The following is an 18,102-nucleotide window of genomic DNA, read 5'->3' as shown; positions in this document are numbered from 1 at the left end:
AAAAACTCTTTTCGTGTACTTAGTGTGTTTCGTGGTTAATCTCTGAATCAGGAGCCCCCTCATGAAGACCATCCTTCGCCTTATCTTTGTCCTCGCCGTGCTCGGCGCGATCAGCCTCTCTGCCCGCGCTGAAGGCACCTCCCTGCAGGGCATCCTCCTCACCGCCTCCAATGCGGCCGGACAGACCGACCGGCGCCTCGCCCCCTACGAGCCGACCCTCCGCCGCATCCTGCGCTTCGAGAGCTATCAGTATGTCGGCGCGGATAACGCGAGTGTCGACGTGCCTGCCACCGGCAGCCTGGCGCTCGGTGACGGTCATGAACTCGAGGTCACCACCGAGCGCAGCGACGGCAAGTCCGTCCACCTGAAGGTCCGCTGGACCGCCGGCGGACGCACCCTGATGAACACCGGTCTGGTGCTGCGACCCGGGGTCCCGGCCGTGCTCGGCGGCCCCTCCACCGGGAACAAGGGTGAAGTCTACGCGGTGATCCTGATCGGTCGCTGACCAACCGGTCGTCGCCCGGGCCTACCAGCCGGCGCGACGATCATCCTTTCTGATGTCCACGCTTTCCAAGCGCGCCGCCCTGCGGATTGTCCTGCCCGGCTTGGTGCTCGGCGGTCTCTGCGGGGCAGCCGTCGGCTTCAAACTCGTGCCCGTTTTTTTCGGCGTGACCGGGGCCGCGGCCGTCGGTGTGACCGTGGGCCTGCTCCTGTACCGGGCCCGGAAAAAATCAGGCCTCTAGGGCGGCGAACCGGAGCGCGCCGGCTATCCGCTATTGCGCCGGTGCCAGGTTGAGTTTCACCCAGACGGGCCGGTGGTCACTGGCCTCGGCGGCTGGCTCGCCGTCGTAGATCGTGGCCCCGGGGTCCGGCACAAACGGTTTCAGGCCCGGCGAGACCATCAGGTAGTCGATCCGGCTGTAGATATCCTCCCGGCGGAAATAATGGGTCCAGGCCTCCCCGCGCGAGTCCGCAGCCGGCACCAGCGTGCCGATCACGGTGTCGCCGCGCTTCTGCAAGGCCCGCACCGGGCGCGTGCCCCGCGTGTCGTTCCAGTCGCCGCACACGATGAATTTCGCCCCCGCCGGATCCGGAAACCGCGTGAGCACCAGGTCGCGCACCGTCTCGGCCTCCAGTGCCCGCTGCAGCGCGGACTCGGGATCGTCCTTCCGCTCCGTGTATTTGCTCTTCAGGTGCAGCACGAAGAGGGAGACGTCGCCCTGGTCCGTGGCGAACACCACCTCCAGGACTCCGCGCCGCACGCGCTCCGTCTGCCCGAAATAGGTGTACGGCAGCTCGGCGTGCCGCCGCACCTCCTTGAAGGGCACCTTGGCCAGCACCGCAACGTGCCGGTCCTTGTCCGTCGCCTCCAGCAACACCGCATACGGGTACTCCTGCCCGGCCGCTTTCAGCTCCCGCTGGAACTCATCCAAAAACGGCTGCGGCCCCATCTCCTGGACCGCCAGCACGTCGGGCGCGATGGCGCCGATGACCCGAGCGAGTGCCGCCCGCTCCCGTTCTGGCTTGGGATAGGCCTGCCGGTAGACGCCGTCCACCATCCGGTTGGCGATCGTGTAGTTTTCCACATTGTACGTCGCAATGGTCAGCGCCTGGGCCAGCAGCCCAGCGCCGAACGCAAGCGCCCAAGCGAGCGCACGACGCACCCGGATTCCCACTGTGGAGCCGCCGGGGCTGGCCAGATACAGGGCGTGAGTCATGCCCGAATGAGACACCAGTCCCGGGTTTTGGCCATCCCGTTCCCGGGAACGCGGACCCCTGAATCACCCTTCCGAGCCCCGAGAACAAAGGATGCGCAGCATTTGGACAAGGGATGACCAACCGTGACCAGTGAGAGGTCGTTCTTTGATCAGGAAAGATTTAAAACTGTCCGAAATACATCCTTCGCTCATGCACGCTCCACGCCGCCACTCTATCCGCGTAGCCCATAGGGGCGCGCCCTTTTCTGGCCAAGGCGCAACATGAGCCGCGCCGCACGCTCGCCCGCCCGGACCACCAGCCTGCGCCTCAAGCTGCTGCTGCTCCCGCTGCTGTGCCTCCTCGGCCTCATCGTGCTGCAGGTATCTAACCTCTATACCAACCGCCAGGTCAGCACCAAGGTGATTGAGCCGAGCTTTGCGAAGCAGACCATGGCGGGGCACGCCAACCTCCTGCAGGTCGCCGTCGAGATCGAGGCCGCCACCCTGGCGAGCCAGATCAGGACCTTGCCCACCCGCGAGGAACAGATCGCGGCCATCATCGCGGAAACCGACCCCATTCGCTTCTTCGCCGACCGCTCGGGTTACTTCTTCGTCTATGACTTCAGCGGCACCCGCATCAACGTGCCGGTCAACAAGGCCGGCAACGGCAAGAACTTCCTGGCGATTCAGGACTCCAAGGGCACCCGCTTCGTTGAGGAACTGATCAACCAGGGACGCAAGGGCGGCGGTTTCACCCGCTACTTTTTTGAGAAGGAAGGCCATGGCATCCAACCCAAGCTGGCCTACTCCACCCTCATCCCGGGCACCGATTTCATCATCGGGACCGGCGTATACATCGACAACGTCGAGGCCGAACTCGCCCTGCTCAATGCCGAGGTCACGCGCCGCAGCCGCGACTACCTCCTGCTGACCATCGGCCTCTTTGCCGCCATCCTGGTCGTGACGGTCGCCGTCTCCATCTGGATCTCCGAGACCACCGGCCGGTCGATTCGGGCCGTCATCACGGACCTCAGCGCAGGCTCCGACCAGATCACCGCCGCCGCCGGCCAGGTCTCCACGTCCAGCCAGTCCCTCGCCTCCGGTTCCGGCGTGCAGGCCGCCTCACTGGAGGAGACCAGCGCCTCACTGGTGGAGATGTCCTCGATGACCCGGCGCAATTCCGACAACGCCACCAAGGCCACGAGCCTGGCGCGGACCGCGCGCGAAGCCGCCGATGCGGGCGCCGCCGACATGCAGCTGATGGGCCGGGCCATGGCCGACATCAAGGGCTCCAGCGACGACATCGCCAAGATCATCAAGACCATTGACGAGATCGCCTTCCAGACCAACATTCTTGCGCTTAACGCTGCCGTCGAAGCCGCCCGCGCCGGGGAGGCCGGCGCCGGTTTTGCCGTCGTCGCCGAGGAGGTCCGCGCCCTCGCCCAGCGCGCCGCCAGCGCATCCCGAGAAACCTCGGCCAAGATCGAGGCCGCCATCAGCAAGACCACCCAGGGTGTCGCCATCAGCGACCAGGTGAACGCCCGACTCTCGGTGATCGTCAGCCAGGTCCGCGAGGTTGACGCCCTCATCCACGAGGTCGCTGCCGCCAGCCGCGAGCAGAACCAGGGCGTGGGTCAGATCAACGCCGCCGTCAGCGAGATGGACCGTGTCGTGCAGTCCAACGCCGCCAGCGCCGAGGAAAGCGCCGCAGCCGCCGAGGAACTCAACGCCCAGGCCCTTTCCGTGAACGAGATCGTCACCAACCTCCGCCGACTGGTCGATGGCGGGCGCGCTCCGGCGGTGGCGACGGATTCCTTCGCGCCTCCTCCGGCGCCCCCGTCCACCCGTCCCCGTTCCGCGGCCAACAGACCTCAGCCTGTTCTCGCATGAAAGCCCTCGCCTGGATCCTCCTGCTGCCCCTCGCCGCCCCGGCGTCTGTCCTCCCTATCGCACAGGTCACCGACCTGGGCGTCCACGCCCGCCTCGGCTACGATAGCAACCCGGCCGGTTCAGGCGGCGCATCCCGGGCCATCTGGGGGGACGAAGGCACCCTTGTTAGTGCCTTGGGCGCCGGTTTCAATGTCCTGCTGACCGGCCGCGAGCCGGGGGCGACCCCGCTGAAACTCGGCTACCAAGGGGAATGGGTACGCCTCGACCGCTGGACGCAGGAAAATTACTCGACCCATCGCTTGGGTCTCGCCGGCCAATTCACCCCCGGCGCCTGGAAACTCTCGCTCGATGCCTCCTCCCTCTTCGTAGATGGGACGAACGACACCCTGCCTTCGCTTTCCACCATCAACGCCAACGCCGTGACCCTCTGGCGCGAGCGGCGCGAACAGTGGCAGCACCGCGTGCGTTTCTCGGCCCAATCCGAATCGGATAGCCGCGTGATACGCTCCAGCGGTTCCCTCCTCGCTTGCGACTACCGCACTCGGGCCTTGGCGGGCCACGTTGCCTTCGCCGACCGTACCGACACCCAGGCGGGTCTGGATCTGGGCTGGAAACCCCGGGCGCGCTCCCTCTGGCTCGTCGGGCTGCGGGGTGGTCAACAGACGCAGGACGCCATCCCGTTGCCCGGCGCACCCTACGACTACAGCAACCGCTATGCCCGCCTTGCCCTCGGCTGGGAAGGCAAGCTGCCAGGCAACACCGCGGTCAGCCTGACCGCCGGTCCCGACTTCCGTCACTTCACCGGTACGGTTGATTCCGCGGCGCTGCGCGGCCGCGACCGGACTTCGCTCTGGTTCGAGGGCAGCCTGACGGCCAAGCCGCATCCCGCGTGGACCTTCACCGGCAAGGCCACGCGCTTCAGCTGGCTCTCCAGCACCGGCAAGGCGGCCTATTACGATTCCTCGCTTGAGGCCGCCGCCGGCTGGGTCCCCCGCGCGGGCTGGAACGTGCGCCTCAATGCCAAGGTCCATGCCTGCGACTATTTCCCGTCGGCCCGCGACGACTGGGAATGGTTTCTCGGCGCCGGGGTAACGCGCGTGCTCTCCCCCCGGGTTCAGGTGTCGATCGATGTGCTGCGCCAACGGGCATGGAACAGGCTGCCGGCATTCGCCGAGCGCGAATTCCGCCGCGCGTTCGTCCAACTGGGGGCCACGGTCAGACTGTAAGCCAGCGCGATGTCCAGCCGCCTGATGCCATCCCGCGAAACCACAGGCTCTTCGCCGCCGTCGCCCGCCACACACATCGGTTGGTTGGCCAATTGGGCCCGCTTTGTCCGCGCCCCGGAACATCGCCAGCGTCTGCAATTGCTGGCCGGCATGCTCCTGCTGGGCACGGTGCCCCTCATCGTGGCGTCCTTCATCCTGCCGGTAAGGGTGAAATCCACGCTCACGGCCGCCGGGCATGAGCGCCTGACCCAGGTCGCCCGCTACCTGGCCACCTTCACCGAGGCCGAGATGCAACGGCATTTGGACACCGTGCGCAGCCTGGCCCGGGTCGAGTCGTTGGCTGACGGCATCCAGCAGCACCGGGCCGGCACGCTCGATGCGGCGGGCCTGGCCGCCGTCAAGCGGCAGCTCAGCGCCCTGTTGCAGGGGTTGTCTGCCACCCAATATCAGGGGCTTTTTCTGGGCGGCCCCGACGGCTTTCTCTTCGCCGGGGGGCTGCGTGCGCGTGACGACGATCCCTATGCCGGCCTCCACGTGCGGGACCGGCGCTATTTCACCGCGGTCCGCGACACGCTGCAACCGGTCATCAGCAACCCGATCATCTCCAAGGTGGACAACGTCCCCATTATCGTGGTCGCGGTTCCCGTGCTGGATGACCGCGGGGCGTTTGCGGGCTTCGTCGGCCTGTCGATTGAGATCAAACCCCTGGCGGCGATGATCAGCAGCCAGAAGCTGGGCGAGTCGGGTTATCCTTTTGCCATCGACCGAGAAGGCGTGCTCCTCGCGCATCCCGACGCGGCGCGCATCCTCCGCCTCAACCTCCGCACCTTGCCCGGCGCTACCCGGCTCGCGGAGCGCATGCTCCGTGGCGAGACGGGGATCGAGGCCTACGAATCGAGCACGGGCGCAACCAAGCTCGCGGCGTTTGCCCCCGTGCCGGTCGCCGGCTGGAGCGTGGCCGCCTCCATCGAAACCGCCGAGTTTGACATCCCCGCCCAGCGCATCCGCCGGATCCTTTTCGCGATGACCGCGGCGTGCCTCGTGATCGCCGCGGGCCTCGCCCTCGCCTTCTCCCTCGGGCTGGATCAATTGAACCGGGCCCTCACGGACGCCCGTGCCAGCGAGGCGCGTTTCCGCCAGTTCGCCAGCGTCACCAACGAGGCCATCTGGGACTGGGACCTCACCAGCGGCGAACTCTGGTGGAACGAGGGTCTGTCGACGCACTTCGGTTACTCGCCCGCCGAACTGCGGACCGGGCTGGACGCACTGCAGGCCCTGGCCCTGCCGCCCGAGCAGGAATCGATTCGCGACGGGCTCGACCGTTGCCGGCAAACTGGCACTTGGTCGGGGGAGCATCATCTGCGCCGGCGCGACGGCACCCTGGTCTATGTGTTGCACCGGGCCGTCGCCGTGCGGGATGGACAGGGCCGGATCCTGCGGATCATCGGCAGCATGAGCGATATTTCGGAGCGCCGGGCCGCGGAAAAGAAACTGCAGGAACAGGCTGCCCTCATCGACGAGTCCCGCGATGCCATCATGGTCTGCAGCCTGGACCAACACGTGCTGTTCTGGAGCCGGGGCGCCGAGCGCCTGTATGGCTGGAGTTCCACCGAGGCCGTGGGGCGCCGGGTTGACGAACTGCTCCGCCTGGACCGCCCGGCCTTCGCGGAGGCCGGGCGTACGGTCTTCGAGCAGGGCGCCTGGGTCGGCCGCCTCCAGCATTCCAACCGGCTGGGTGACGCGCTCACGGTCGACTGCCGCTGGACACTCCTGAGCGATGAGCAGGGCCGGCCCCGCTCGATTCTGACCATCGGCACCGACATCACGGAACGCACCTTGATGGAGGCGAAATTCCTGCGCGCCCAGCGCCTTGAGAGCATCGGCACGCTCGCCGGTGGCATCTCCCATGACCTGAACAACCTGCTCGCCCCGATCGTCATGGGCGTCGGCATGCTCAACCAGACCGCCCGCAATGCCGATGACCGCAGTATCATCTCCGTCATCGAGCAAAGTGCCGCTCGCGCAGCCAACCTCGTCAAACAGGTGCTCTCTTTTGCCCGCGGCATTGATGGCGCGAAGGTCTCGGTGCACCTCGGCTATGTCGCCCGCGAGGTCGAAACGATGATCCGGAGCACCTTCCCCAAGAACATCACCCTCCGCTTTGATGTCCCCAAGGACCTCTGGCTGGTCACGGCGGACCCCACGCAGCTCGGCCAGGTGCTGCTCAATCTCTGCGTCAATGCGCGCGATGCCCTGCCGGCGGGTGGCCAGCTCACGGTTACCGCCCGCAATGTCCGGCTGGACACGCACTTCAGCCTCCTAAACCGCGAGATCACCCCCGGTCCCCATGTTTTGCTCGAGGTCGCCGACACCGGCACTGGCATACCCCAGGACATCGTCGACAAGATCTTCGAACCCTTCTTCACCACCAAGGCCCCGGGCAAGGGCACGGGTCTGGGCCTGTCCACCGTCATCGGGATCACCCGCAGCCACGGTGGCACCATCAATGTCTACACCGAGCCCGGCAAGGGTAGCGTCTTCAAGGTCTACCTGCCTGCCGCCCACGACGCCACCGAGGCGCCCGCGGCGGAAACCATCGCCGCGCCCGCCCGCGGCCAGGGTGAACTCATTTTGGTCGTCGATGACGAGGACATGATCCGCACGGTGACCCAGGGCACCCTCGAATCGTCCGGCTACCAGGTGCTCGTCGCCGCCGACGGGGCCGAGGCCTTCGCCCTGTACCACCAGCACCGGCACCAGATTGCGCTGGTCCTCACCGACATGATGATGCCCGTGATGGACGGTCACGCCCTGATCGGCGCTCTGCGCCGGATCAACCCCGGCGTGCGCCTCGTGGCTGCCAGCGGCCTGAACGACAACAACAACCAGATCAAGGCCGCCCAAGACCAGATCCAGTTCTTCCTGTGCAAGCCGTACACTGCCACGGCGCTGCTGACCACCATCCGGGATGCCCTAGCGTCCCCGCCACCAGGGATCGTCTAGCCCTGCAACGCCCGCTCCCGCTCCACCAGGGTCGGGTGTGAGTAATACACCGCGCTGTACAGCGGATGCGGGGTGAGGTTGGAGAGGTTCTTCTGCGAGAGCTTGCGCAAGGCCCCGGACAACGGCGCCGCCCCGCCCATCGCGTCGCGCGCGAAGGCGTCGGCCTCGTACTCATGCTTCTGCGATACGCGGTTGCCGAGCGGCGAAAACCAGAATGTAATCAATCCTCCCAGCAGGCCGAACAGGAGGAAGGTCGCCGCCGTCGCCCCGGCCGGCAGGCCGAAGGCCGGATTGAACCACGGCGCCTGGGCAAGCCACGCGATCACCGCGAAACCGCCCAGCTGCAGCAGTCCCAGCGTGACCAGCCGCTGCGGAATATGCCCGCGCCGGTAGTGCCCGATCTCGTGCGCCAGCACTGCCTCCAGTTCCTCCTGGGTGAGCTGCGTCATGAGCGTATCAAACAACACGATCCGCCGGAAACGCCCGAACCCGGTGAAGAAGGCATTGGAGTGCGCCGAGCGTTTCGAGCCGTCCATCACCTCGATGGTCTGCGCCTTGAACCCCGTGCGGTCTGATAGCGCCAGCAAACGCGTGCGGGCGTCCCCCTCGGGCAGCGGCGTGAGCTTGTTGAAGAGCGGGAGAATGAGCTTCGGATAAAGCACGAGCATGAGGAGCTGGAAACCGAAGAGCAGCCCGAAGCCCCACACCCACCACAGCGGTCCCGCGCGGCCGACCAGCGCGAGCAGCGCCCAGGCCAGGGGAAAACCGATGAGTAGACCCAGCACCGTGGACTTGACCTGATCGCTCACCCACAACCCGAGCGTGCTTTGGTTGAAGCCGAAACGCGCCTCCAGCCGGAACTGCGCCCACCACGCCAGCGGCAGGCTCGGCAGGCCGAGCAGGATCATCGTGACCACCAGAAAGAGCGCGCCACTCCAGGCCGCTCCCGGCGCGAGTCCGTCCACGCGGGCCCACAACCACGGCAACAACCCACTGAACACCACCGCAGCCAGCACCGCGGCCTCAAAGATCATCTCGCCCGAGGCAAACCGGCTCTTCGCCAGCGTGTAGTCCCCGGCCTTGGCAAAGGTGGCCGCATCCATCACCCCGGTCAGCGCCGGCGGCAGCGCCCCGGCGCGTCGGCGCACCTCGGCGCGGTTGAGGGCCTCCAGCCCGAGTTGGGCGAGAAGGCGGGCCAGCAAGAGTCCGATCACCGTCAGAGACAGCCAATGCATGACGTGAAAAGCACAGGTTTTCCCCTGCACGCCAAATCTAATTCCGTCCCGTTGGCACGCCCTCGAGCCCAGGCTGCACGGATCCGCAACCGCCCGCCCACCACCTAACCCGTTGCCGCCATTGGGGTTCCCCTTCAGCCAAAGTTTGATTGAAATGCCCGTCCCCCGACACACAGTGACCCCGTGGATTCAGACAAGACCGCCAAACTCAGTTTCGAGGCCGCCCTGGCCAAGCTCGAGACCATCGTTGACTCGATGGAATCGGGCGAGGTGCCGCTGGCCGAGCTCCTGGCCAAATATGAGGAGGGCAGCAAGCTGCTCAAGGTTTGCGAAAGCCGACTCAAGGACGCCGAGCTCAAGATCGAGAAACTGAAGAAGGCCAAGGATGGCAGCGCCGCCTTCGAGCCGTTCGAATCCACCCGCGCGGAGTGACCGCCGGCTTAATCCACGCCCGATGACCATTCCCCCGTCCGACACCCTCCTTGCCCGCATCGCCGGCCCCGCCGACGTCAAGGCCCTCCCGCCCGAGCAGCTGCCCCGGCTTGCCCAGGACATCCGCGACAAGCTGATCGAGGTCACCTCCCGCAACGGCGGCCACATCGGCCCCAACCTCGGCGTGGTCGAGCTCACCGTCGCGCTCCACCGGGTGTTCAACTCACCGGACGACCAGTTCGTGTTCGACGTCGCCCACCAGGGTTACGTGCACAAGCTCCTCACCGGCCGCGGCGGCGACTTCTTCGCCAAGCTCCGCAAGACCGGCGGCGCCTCCGGCTTCCTGTACCGCAGCGAGAGCGTGCACGATGCCTTCGGCGCCGGCCACGCCGGCACCGCCCTCTCCGCGGCCCTCGGCATGGCCACCGCCCGCGACCTGCGCAATTCCCCGGAACACGTCGTCGCCGTCTGCGGCGACGCCGCCTTCACCTGCGGCGTCACGCTCGAGGCGCTCAACAACGTCGTCAGCTCCACCAAGCGCCTCATCGTCATCCTCAACGACAACGAGTGGTCCATCGCCAAGAACGTCGGCGCCATCGCCAGCTACCTCAACCGGCTGAGCACCAACCCGACCTACAACCGCATGCACCACGACGTGGAGGCGTTCTTCAAGAGCTTCCCCGCCGGCGTGGAGATGAATCGCGTCTACAACAAGTGGAAGCGCGAGACCAAGGACTTCTTCGTCGAATCCTCTCTCTTCGAGAAATTCGGCCTGCGCTACCTCGGCCCCGTCGACGGCCACGACATCGACGCGCTCATCAAGAACCTCGAGTTCGCCAAGCACTGCGATGTGCCCGTGCTCATCCACGTGCTCACCAAGAAGGGCAAGGGCCTCGAGGCCGCCGTCGCCCACCCGGAAAAATTCCACGGCGCCAGCCCCTTCGATCCCGACACCGGCGAGAACGCCAAGCCGATCCCCGGCACCCCGCCCAACTACCAGGATGTCTTCGGCGCCGCCCTCGCCCGCTTCGCCCGCGCCAACCCGCAGGTGCTCGGCATCACCGGCGCCATGCCCAGCGGCACCGGTCTCTCCCAACTCGCCCGTGAGCAACCGGCCCAGTTCTTCGATGTCGGCATCGCCGAGGAACACGCCGTCCTCTTCGCCGCCGGTCTCGCCACCAAGGGCTTCCGCCCCGTTTGCGCGATCTATTCCACCTTCCTCCAGCGCGCCTACGATCAGGTCATCCACGACGTATGCCTGCAGAACCTGCCCGTGACGTTCTGCATGGACCGCGCCGGCCTCTCCCCCAACGACGGCCCGACCCACCACGGCCTCTTCGATCTCAGCTACCTCCGCTGCGTGCCCCGCGCCACGATCATGCAGCCCAAGGATGAGGACGAACTCGTGGACATGCTCCACACCAGCCTCCACCTGCCCGGCCCCGGCTTCATCCGCTACCCGCGCGGCGCCGGCACCGGCGCCCCCGTGAAGGCCGAGCCCGCGCTGATCCCTGTCGGCCAGGCCGAGGTGATCAAGGTCGGCACCAATATCATCATCTGGGCCCTGGGCTCCATGGTGCCCGACGCCCTCAAGCTCGCCCAGCGCTTGGAGCGCGAGGAACACCTCTCCGTCGGCGTAGTCAACGCCCGCTTCGTCAAGCCCCTCGACCGCCACCTGCTGCTCAGCCAGGCCGCGGTCGTCCCGCTGCTGGTGACGATGGAGGACAATGTTCTCGCCGGCGGCTTCGGCAGCGCGGTCCTCGAGGCCCTGCAGGAGGCGCATTGCGCCACACCGGTCGAACGCATCGGCTGGCCCGACAGTTTCGTGGAGCATGGCAGCAGCGTGGAAATCCTCCGCGCCAACTACGGCCTCGCCCCGGACGACATCGCCGCGCGGGTCACCGCCCGCTGGCGCACCCTGCAGTCCGGCCGCGCCACGGTGGACCGGCCCTGACGTCCGCGACAGCGGACGGCTTTATCTGGAGCCACGGCGACCACGCCGCGGGTTCGGGTGACTCGCTCCTGCAGCGGAGTCCGGCACCGCTTGCCCACCCATAAAAAAGCCGCGCCCAAATTGGAGCGCGGCTTGGCCTGGACTGTAGGGCGGGGTCTCCGAACCCCGCCTTGTTGCGTCAACGATAAGGCGTTCGAGGCGGGATTCGGCGATCCCGCTCTGCAAAAACATTACTTCTTCTCTTCCGGCTTCTTCTCGATCTTGCCGCTGCCGTTGCACTTTTCGCAGTTCTTCTCGGCCTTCGCGGCCTCCGCGCAGCAGCCGTGGCCACATTTCTCACCCTTGCCTTCGGCTTTGGCGCAGCACGTGGCGGGCTTGGACTCGGCGGCCTCTTTCTTGGCCTCCTCGGCAAAGAGCACGCCGGCGGCGAAACAGGAAGCGATGATGAGCGGGAGCAGGAATTTCTTGGATTTCATGGGGAATGGGGTTGGAGGAAAATTCGAACGAATTGGCTGGCCGGCCAGCCGTAGGCTTGGCGAAGGCTGGTGCGGGCGGAGGGAATCGAACCCTCCTCTCATGCTTGGGAAGCACGCATAATACCGATATACTACGCCCGCGAAGAACGACCGGACTAAAGCCACCCTACCGCCGCGCTGCAAGTCATGAATGTTCCAGTAAGTGGCCCACCGGTGGAACCTAGTCCCCCTGCGGGTTGGCTCGGGATACGAATCCCGAAAACGCTTCCGGTGGCCGCGTCTCGCGAAATTTCTCAGCTGTAACTCCGCCGGCCCTCCAGCGCGCTCTTCAGCGTGACCGCATCCGCGTAAAGCACCCCGCCGCCGCTCGGGAGGCCGAAGCCGATGCGGGTCACCGTCACCCCGCTGGCCGGCAGTCGCTCCGTGAGATAATGGCAGGTGGCCTCGCCCTCGACATCATTGGACAGCGCAAGAATCAGTTCCGTCGCCTCGCCCGAAGCGATGCGGTCAAAAAGCGCGGCCAGATTGAGATCCTCGGGCGCGATGCCCCGGATGGGCGAGAGTTTGCCATGGAGCACATGGTAGCTCCCCCGGTGCGCGCCCGACCGCTCGATCGCCGCCAGATCCTGCACATTCTCCACCACGCAGACCTGACCCGTGCGCCGGCGCTCATCCGCGCAGATCGGACATTGCGCTTCCTCGGCCAGATTCCCGCAGCGGGCGCAGCGACGGACCGTGCGCGCCGCCGCCTCCAGGGCCGCCACCAGCTCGGGCAGACGCGCCGGCTTCTCCACCAGCAGATGCAGGGCAATGCGCTCCGCCGAGCGGTAGCCGATGCCGGGCAACTGCTTCAACTGCTTCTGCAACTGTTCAAGCGCGGGAGTCATGGAAAGTAAGAATTATGAAGGATGAATTAAGAAAACAGAAAACAGCCATCAATTCCCACCCACGGCTATGCTTAATTCCTAATTCTTCCTTCTTAATTCCATCAAAACATCCCCGGCATCTGGAAGCCGGCGGAGATGCGCTGCATCTCGGAGTCGTTGAGGTCCTTCGCCTTCGCCGCCGCTTCACCGACCGCGTTGAGCAGGGTCTCTTCGATCAGCTTCGGGTCCTCCTTGAGAAATTCGGGATCAAGCCGCACGGCGAGGAACTTGCCGGCGCCGTTGATCTTGATCTGCACGGCGCCACCCCCGCTCGAGATGTCGAGTTCGCGCGCGGCGAGGGATTGCTGCATCTCCTCGATGCGCTGCTGCATTTTCTTCGCCTGTTTGAGCAAGGTGCCTACGCCGGCCATGGGGGTGTGGGGGTTGAGGTTTGCTCCACCCTTGGACTTAATCTGTCCCGAATCACGACCAAAGTATCGTGAATTCGCCCCTCCCTTTGGGCCATCGCCACAGGATCCCAGGCACTTGCCGGGGAAGCCCGATCCAGGGAAGTCGGTCGTCCGCGGGCTGAAACCAGTGCCTGTGGCTCGTATCGCGTGCGTCCGCTTACGGGCGACCCGCGGCATCCAGCAAGACTCTGAATCCGGCCCGGTAGTCCGGAAACTGCGGACGCCAGCCCAGTTCTTGCTGGATCTTGGCACTGGAAATAATCCGGTCCGGCATTGGTGCGCCCCCGCGACGGGCGGTGGTGGTTCCGTCGAACACCGGTTCCGGCCGGCCCAGTTGCGCGCACAGCCAGGCCACAACCTCCTCGCGGCGGGACGGGGCCAGGTCGGCCACGTTGAAAATCTCGCTGCCCACCGTCGCGGGGGCGTGCAGGCAGGCCAGGATCGCGGCCACGATGTCGTCCCGGTGGATCAGATTCAGGTGGTGCCCGCCCGTGCCAGTGAGCGTCGTCGCCCCGGCCCGCAACTGATCCAACAGGTGATGCCGGCCGGGGCCATAGATGCCGGCCAGGCGCAGGATATACCGGCGCCGCACCGCCGTCTCCGGCGCGTTTTTCAGCAGCACCTCGGATTCACTGATGGTCCGCCCATTTGGCGTGGCCCCGTGCGCCCACTGGGTTTCGTCGACCACCGCGCCCTCGCCCTGCGGATAGACCGACGTGCTGCTGGTGTAAACCAGGGTGCCCACCGGTTGCTGTCCGGCCCGCCCGGCCCAGCTGAGGATCGACTGCATGCCGACCACATAGGATTGCCAATACTGGTCCGGCCCGCCGGAGCTCACCGTGTTCACCACCCAGTCGGCCCCGCCCTCAATCTGCGGGTGCCAACCAGGCGCCGCCAGGTCCGCTTCCACGACCTTGGCCAGACCCGCCGCGCGCAGCGCCGCCGCCTTCTCCGGATTGCGCGTGAGCGCCTCGACGGTCGCGCCCGCCGCTACTGCCGCCCGGGCCAGCGCCGAGCCGACATAGCCGCACCCAAAAATCACGAGACGCTTGCCCGACATGGAAGCCATGGCGGGAAGTAACAAGGAACAAGGGACAACTATCAAGGAGGAGATGACCGCCCTGCCTGGATTCCGCCGCTTGATACTTGTTACTTGATCCCCGATACTTCTCCCCACCATGCCATCCGTGCTCGTCCCCCTGGCCGAAGGTTTTGAGGAAATCGAGGCCTTCGCCCCTGTTGATCTCCTGCGCCGGGCCGGCATCGCCGTCACCACCGCCGCCTTGGGCGACACTCTGGCCGTCACGGGCCGCAGCGGGCTCACCGTCCAGGCCGACACCACACTCGCCACGGTGCTGGGCCGCGATTTCGACCTGCTCTTCCTGCCCGGCGGTGCTGGTGTGAAACACCTCCGCGCCGATCCGCGCCTCCGCGAACTTGTCCTCCGCTACCATGGCGCCGGCCGCTGGCTTGCCGCCATCTGCGCCGCCCCCGCCGTGCTCCACGATGCGGGTTTGCTCACGGGCCGCCGATACACCGCGCACTTTTCCGTCGCCGGCGAGTTGCCGGCCATCCTGGCCCACGAAAAGGTCGTCACCGATGGTCGAATCACGACTTCCCGCGGGGCCGGTACGGCCGTTGATTTCGGCCTGCATCTGGTGGCGCTGCTGAGCAGTCCCGAGAAAGCCACTGAGATAAGCAAAGCCATTTGTTTCTAAGGCTTTGCGCTAAATCGGCATTGCTACCCGGCGGGCCGTCCTGTTGGCTTTTTGTGGCCAGCAATGGCCGCCGCTTGGGCCCACCGCACCCGCAACAATCTAGGGTCTCTTCCCTGCAAGGGGAAGTGACGGGGCGAAGCCGTCCCAACCCATCCCCACCATGTGCGGCATAGCCGGAATCCTGTCTTCGAGAATTAACCCGGCGGAACGTGCGGACAGCGTAAGTCGCATGGTGCAACGGATGGTCCAGCGGGGCCCGGATGACCAGGGTCTCATGTCCGACGGGGACGTCACTCTCGGCATGTGCCGCCTGGCGATCTTCGACCCGGCTAACGGGCGCCAGCCCACGACCACGCCCGACGGGCGGTTCACGATCGTTTTCAACGGGGCGATCTACAACCACCGCGAACTGCGCACCGGGCTGGAAGCGGAGGGTTGGACCTTCCGCACCCACTGCGACACGGAGGTCCTTCTCGCGGCGTATGCGCGGTACGGCGCCGACTGCCTGCCCCGCTTGCGCGGGATGTTCGCCTTCGCGGTCTGGGACACCCGCGAGCACACGCTGTTCGCCGCCCGCGACCCCCTCGGGATCAAGCCGCTGTATTATGCCCGCCTGCGCGACACCGGGTTGGTGTTTGCCTCGGAGCTCAACGCCTTGCTCGCCGGCGGTCAGATCGCCCGCGAAATCGACCCCGCCGCGGTCGGCGAATACCTTGCCTGGTTCAGTGTGCCGGCCCCCCGCACCATCTACCGCGGCATCGCCAACCTGCCCCCGGGCCACAGTATCGTCGTCGATGCCGCCGGCACGGTGCTCACCCGCGCTTGGTGGCATCTGCCCGCCCCGGTCCAACCTGCCCGCGTGGCGGGCAACTATCAGGATTTCATCCACGGCCTGCGCCACCAGCTTGAGGACACGATCCGCGCGCATCGCGTGGCTGATGTCCCCGTCGGCGCCTTCCTCTCCGGCGGCATGGATTCCACCGCCGTCGTCGGCCTGATGACCCGCCAAGGCGGCCCCCGGCTGAAGACATTCTCCCTGATCTTCGGGGAAAGCGGCTATTCCGAACAGGCCGGCGCCCGCCTGGCCGCGCAGACCTTCGGCACCGAGCATCACGAGGATCTCCTCACCGGCGCCCGCATCGCCGCGGACCTACCCCGCATCCTGGCCACCTTCGACCAGCCCACGGGCGATGGGATCAATACCTGGTACGCCAGCCGTCTGGCCCGCGCCGGCGGCGTGACGGTCGCCCTCTCCGGCCTCGGCGGCGATGAACTCTTTGGCGGTTATCCGTCCTTTCGCGACCTGCCCCGCCTGCAGGCGCTGCTCCCCCTGTGGCGCCGCCTGCCCCGCCGCCTGCGCGTCACGCTGGTCGAGCGGCTGCGCGCCCTGCCCGGCACCCGCGCCCGGAAACTGGCCGATTTTCTCGCGCACGCCCGCGACCTCCACGAACTCGCCTCACTCCAGCGCCGCGTGCTCCCGGAGACGCAACGGTTGTCCCTGCTCACCCCCGAGGCCCGGCGGCTCGCGACCCGGCTCGGGCCCAACCACCCCATGCTCGAGGATTTCGCCTTCGAGCTCATCGGCGCGGACCCCTTCCAGATCATCAGCGCGTGGGAGCTGCGCACCTACATGGCCGACACGCTCCTGCGCGACAGCGACGTCTTCAGCATGGCGCACTCGCTGGAACTGCGCGTGCCCTTCGTGGACCGCGCCCTGGTCGACTGGCTCTGGCCGCAGCCCGCCTGGTTCAAATACGACCCGCGCCGGGCCAAGCGCGCCCTGGCCGACGCGACCGCCGACCTCGTACCCGCCGCCATCCGCAACCGCCCCAAGCAGGGATTCACCCTGCCCTTCGCCCATTGGATGCGCGCCGAGCTCAAGCCCTTCCTCGACCACACGTTCTCACCGGGCTCCCTCGCCGCCTGCCCGTGGCTGGAAGCCACCGAGGCGCAGGCCATCTGGCGAAACTACATTACCGGCCAGGACACCCGCGCTTGGTCCCGGGTTTGGACCCTCGCCATGCTCATCGCCTTCGCCAACCGGAGCGCTGCCTCGTGAACACCCTGCTGCTTTCCCCGGAACTTTTCCTGCACGAAGGCGGGATCGCGCGCATCATGCGGTTGTACCTTAAGGCCCTGTGCGAGATCGCCGGCCCGGCGGGCCGCGTCGATTCCCTGGTCCTGAACGACCGGCCGGAAACCGACCCGCGCCTGATGCGTTACTGCACCGATCGCCTGGGCGAGCATCTCGGCTGCAACCGGCAGAAACTCGCCTTTGTCCGCCACACCCTGCGCCTGGCCCGGCGCGCCGACGTGGTCGTGTGCGCCCACCTGCACCAACTGCCCATCGTCTGGCTCGCGCAGCGGCTGCGTCCGGCCTTGAAATATCATCTCGTGGCCCACGGCATCGAGGTCTGGCGTCCCTACACCTGGCTGGAACGACGCGCCCTGCTCGGCGCGGACGGCATCCTGTGCGTCAGCGAATACACCCGCCGCCAAATGCTGCGCTTCTGCCCGGCGCTGCGCCCCGACCGGCTGGTGGTGGTGCCCAACACGCTCGATCCTCATTTCGCGCCCGAGCTCAATGACCAGCTCTCAAACGCGCCCTTTGCGATCCCCCGGATCCTGACGGTGGGTCGCCTCAGCTCGTCCGACACCTACAAGGGATTCGACACTCTGATCGAGGCCATGCCGGCCATCCGTCGCGAGTACCCCGCCGCCCGCCTGCGCATCGTCGGCAAGGGCGACGACCTGCCGCGGCTGCAAGCCCTCGCCGCCGAGCTCGGCGTCGCCGGCTCCGTGGACTTTCTCGGCCCGATCAGCGACGAGGCCCTGCGGGCCGAGTACGCCGCCTGTGACTTATTCGCGCTGCCCAGCCGGAAGGAAGGCTTCGGCCTCGTCTACCTTGAAGCCATGGTCTACGGCAAACCCTGCATCGGCGCCCGCGCCGGGGGCGCGCCCGAGGTGATCACCCCCGACACCGGTGTGCTCGTCACCTACGGCAACATCCCGGAACTGGCCACCGCCGTGGACGAACTCGTCCGCCATCACCGCGATTCGGAGGTTGTGCGCCGCCACGCCGACACCTTTGCTTTCCCCGCCTTCACCCGCCGCCTCGCCGCGGCCCTGGCCTGA

General features: G+C 66.7%; 16 protein-coding genes and 1 tRNA gene. 10 read left to right on the top strand and 7 right to left on the bottom strand.

All coding sequences use genetic code 11. The features are described from left to right. Positions 1-61 precede the first annotated feature (61 nt). Both Verru16B_RS14130 and Verru16B_RS14125 read left to right on the top strand, forming a co-directional pair. Positions 62-505: a hypothetical protein gene (locus Verru16B_RS14130; protein ID WP_069962883.1), complete on the top strand. Its 444-nt coding sequence runs from the start codon at positions 62-64 to the stop codon at positions 503-505. A gap of 52 nt (positions 506-557) precedes the next feature. Then, positions 558-743: a hypothetical protein gene (locus tag Verru16B_RS14125; RefSeq protein ID WP_069962882.1), complete on the top strand. Its 186-nt coding sequence runs from the start codon at positions 558-560 to the stop codon at positions 741-743. Positions 744-773: 30 nt separating this feature from the next. Here Verru16B_RS14125 and Verru16B_RS14120 read toward each other — a convergent pair whose 3' ends face one another. After that, positions 774-1,718: an endonuclease/exonuclease/phosphatase family protein gene (locus Verru16B_RS14120; RefSeq protein ID WP_069962881.1), complete on the bottom strand. Its 945-nt coding sequence runs from the start codon at positions 1,716-1,718 to the stop codon at positions 774-776. A 261-nt stretch (positions 1,719-1,979) separates the two neighbouring features. Between Verru16B_RS14120 and Verru16B_RS14115 the strand changes: the two genes are divergently transcribed. Genes Verru16B_RS14115 through Verru16B_RS14105 form a run of 3 tightly spaced genes read left to right on the top strand, consistent with a single transcriptional unit; the run spans position 1,980 to position 7,816 of the window. Then, positions 1,980-3,587, top strand: a complete 1,608-nt coding sequence (locus Verru16B_RS14115; protein WP_069962880.1) for a methyl-accepting chemotaxis protein — start codon at positions 1,980-1,982, stop codon at positions 3,585-3,587. Beyond that, on the top strand, positions 3,584-4,813 hold the full coding sequence (locus tag Verru16B_RS14110) for a hypothetical protein (RefSeq protein WP_069962879.1): 1,230 nt from the start codon (positions 3,584-3,586) through the stop codon (positions 4,811-4,813). The genes Verru16B_RS14115 and Verru16B_RS14110 overlap by 4 nt, the downstream gene beginning before the upstream one ends. A gap of 24 nt (positions 4,814-4,837) precedes the next feature. Next, positions 4,838-7,816 (top strand): PAS domain S-box protein, encoded by a 2,979-nt coding sequence (locus Verru16B_RS14105; protein ID WP_169829296.1) that lies wholly within the window; start codon positions 4,838-4,840, stop codon positions 7,814-7,816. Here the strand turns inward: Verru16B_RS14105 and Verru16B_RS14100 are convergent. Then, positions 7,813-9,051, bottom strand: coding sequence for a M48 family metallopeptidase (locus Verru16B_RS14100; protein WP_069962877.1), 1,239 nt, complete (start codon positions 9,049-9,051; stop codon positions 7,813-7,815). The genes Verru16B_RS14105 and Verru16B_RS14100 overlap by 4 nt on opposite strands. Positions 9,052-9,234: 183 nt before the next feature. On the opposite strand from Verru16B_RS14100, the gene xseB reads away from it, so the two are divergent. Then, positions 9,235-9,483: an exodeoxyribonuclease VII small subunit gene (xseB, locus tag Verru16B_RS14095; protein ID WP_069962876.1), complete on the top strand. Its 249-nt coding sequence runs from the start codon at positions 9,235-9,237 to the stop codon at positions 9,481-9,483. A gap of 22 nt (positions 9,484-9,505) precedes the next feature. Continuing rightward, positions 9,506-11,437, top strand: a complete 1,932-nt coding sequence (dxs, locus tag Verru16B_RS14090; protein ID WP_069962875.1) for a 1-deoxy-D-xylulose-5-phosphate synthase — start codon at positions 9,506-9,508, stop codon at positions 11,435-11,437. A gap of 230 nt (positions 11,438-11,667) precedes the next feature. Here dxs and Verru16B_RS14085 read toward each other — a convergent pair whose 3' ends face one another. From Verru16B_RS14085 to Verru16B_RS14065, 5 genes are all read right to left on the bottom strand, one after another. Further along, the gene (locus tag Verru16B_RS14085; protein WP_069962874.1) at positions 11,668-11,913 is read right to left on the bottom strand and encodes a hypothetical protein; all 246 of its coding nucleotides are present in this window, start codon (positions 11,911-11,913) and stop codon (positions 11,668-11,670) included. Between the two features lie 67 nt (positions 11,914-11,980). Next, positions 11,981-12,054 (bottom strand) — tRNA-Gly (locus tag Verru16B_RS14080). Between the two features lie 152 nt (positions 12,055-12,206). Further along, positions 12,207-12,800, bottom strand: coding sequence for a recombination mediator RecR (gene recR, locus Verru16B_RS14075; protein WP_069962873.1), 594 nt, complete (start codon positions 12,798-12,800; stop codon positions 12,207-12,209). A gap of 101 nt (positions 12,801-12,901) precedes the next feature. Continuing rightward, positions 12,902-13,210, bottom strand: coding sequence for a YbaB/EbfC family nucleoid-associated protein (locus Verru16B_RS14070; protein WP_069962872.1), 309 nt, complete (start codon positions 13,208-13,210; stop codon positions 12,902-12,904). Positions 13,211-13,406: 196 nt separating this feature from the next. Then, a complete protein-coding gene (locus Verru16B_RS14065; protein WP_157772425.1) occupies positions 13,407-14,318 on the bottom strand; it encodes an NAD-dependent epimerase/dehydratase family protein in 912 nt (303 codons plus the stop codon). Positions 14,319-14,427: 109 nt separating this feature from the next. Here Verru16B_RS14065 and Verru16B_RS14060 point away from each other — a divergent pair, with 109 nt between their 5' ends. The 3 genes from Verru16B_RS14060 (at position 14,428) to Verru16B_RS14050 (ending at position 18,102) form a co-directional block, all read left to right on the top strand. Beyond that, entirely contained in the window at positions 14,428-14,967 is a 540-nt protein-coding gene (locus tag Verru16B_RS14060; protein ID WP_069962871.1) for a DJ-1 family glyoxalase III, read from the top strand. A gap of 160 nt (positions 14,968-15,127) precedes the next feature. Next, positions 15,128-17,026 (top strand): asparagine synthase (glutamine-hydrolyzing), encoded by a 1,899-nt coding sequence (asnB, locus tag Verru16B_RS14055; protein ID WP_083270365.1) that lies wholly within the window; start codon positions 15,128-15,130, stop codon positions 17,024-17,026. Beyond that, positions 17,023-18,102: a glycosyltransferase family 4 protein gene (locus Verru16B_RS14050; protein ID WP_069962869.1), complete on the top strand. Its 1,080-nt coding sequence runs from the start codon at positions 17,023-17,025 to the stop codon at positions 18,100-18,102. Before asnB ends, Verru16B_RS14050 begins: the two co-directional genes overlap by 4 nt.

The sequence above is a fragment of the Lacunisphaera limnophila genome (assembly GCF_001746835.1).
GTDB classification, from domain to species: Bacteria; Verrucomicrobiota; Verrucomicrobiia; order Opitutales; family Opitutaceae; genus Lacunisphaera; species Lacunisphaera limnophila.
Note: the sequence above shows the minus strand (reverse complement) of the source record. Positions and strands in the feature narration are given on the sequence as shown.

Excerpts from the sequence above, each read along its gene's own strand:
- Verru16B_RS14105 (WP_169829296.1), top strand. The coding sequence starts at position 4,838 with ATGCCATCCCGCGAAACCACAGGCTCTTCGCCGCCGTCGCCCGCCACA.
- recR (WP_069962873.1), bottom strand. The coding sequence starts at position 12,800 with ATGACTCCCGCGCTTGAACAGTTGCAGAAGCAGTTGAAGCAGTTGCCC.
- Verru16B_RS14120 (WP_069962881.1), bottom strand. The coding sequence starts at position 1,718 with ATGACTCACGCCCTGTATCTGGCCAGCCCCGGCGGCTCCACAGTGGGA.
- asnB (WP_083270365.1), top strand. The coding sequence starts at position 15,128 with ATGTGCGGCATAGCCGGAATCCTGTCTTCGAGAATTAACCCGGCGGAA.
- Verru16B_RS14065 (WP_157772425.1), bottom strand. The coding sequence starts at position 14,318 with ATGGCTTCCATGTCGGGCAAGCGTCTCGTGATTTTTGGGTGCGGCTAT.
- Verru16B_RS14085 (WP_069962874.1), bottom strand. The coding sequence starts at position 11,913 with ATGAAATCCAAGAAATTCCTGCTCCCGCTCATCATCGCTTCCTGTTTC.
- Verru16B_RS14130 (WP_069962883.1), top strand. The coding sequence starts at position 62 with ATGAAGACCATCCTTCGCCTTATCTTTGTCCTCGCCGTGCTCGGCGCG.
- dxs (WP_069962875.1), top strand. The coding sequence starts at position 9,506 with ATGACCATTCCCCCGTCCGACACCCTCCTTGCCCGCATCGCCGGCCCC.
- Verru16B_RS14070 (WP_069962872.1), bottom strand. The coding sequence starts at position 13,210 with ATGGCCGGCGTAGGCACCTTGCTCAAACAGGCGAAGAAAATGCAGCAG.
- Verru16B_RS14115 (WP_069962880.1), top strand. The coding sequence starts at position 1,980 with ATGAGCCGCGCCGCACGCTCGCCCGCCCGGACCACCAGCCTGCGCCTC.
- Verru16B_RS14125 (WP_069962882.1), top strand. The coding sequence starts at position 558 with ATGTCCACGCTTTCCAAGCGCGCCGCCCTGCGGATTGTCCTGCCCGGC.
- Verru16B_RS14100 (WP_069962877.1), bottom strand. The coding sequence starts at position 9,051 with ATGCATTGGCTGTCTCTGACGGTGATCGGACTCTTGCTGGCCCGCCTT.
- Verru16B_RS14110 (WP_069962879.1), top strand. The coding sequence starts at position 3,584 with ATGAAAGCCCTCGCCTGGATCCTCCTGCTGCCCCTCGCCGCCCCGGCG.
- Verru16B_RS14060 (WP_069962871.1), top strand. The coding sequence starts at position 14,428 with ATGCCATCCGTGCTCGTCCCCCTGGCCGAAGGTTTTGAGGAAATCGAG.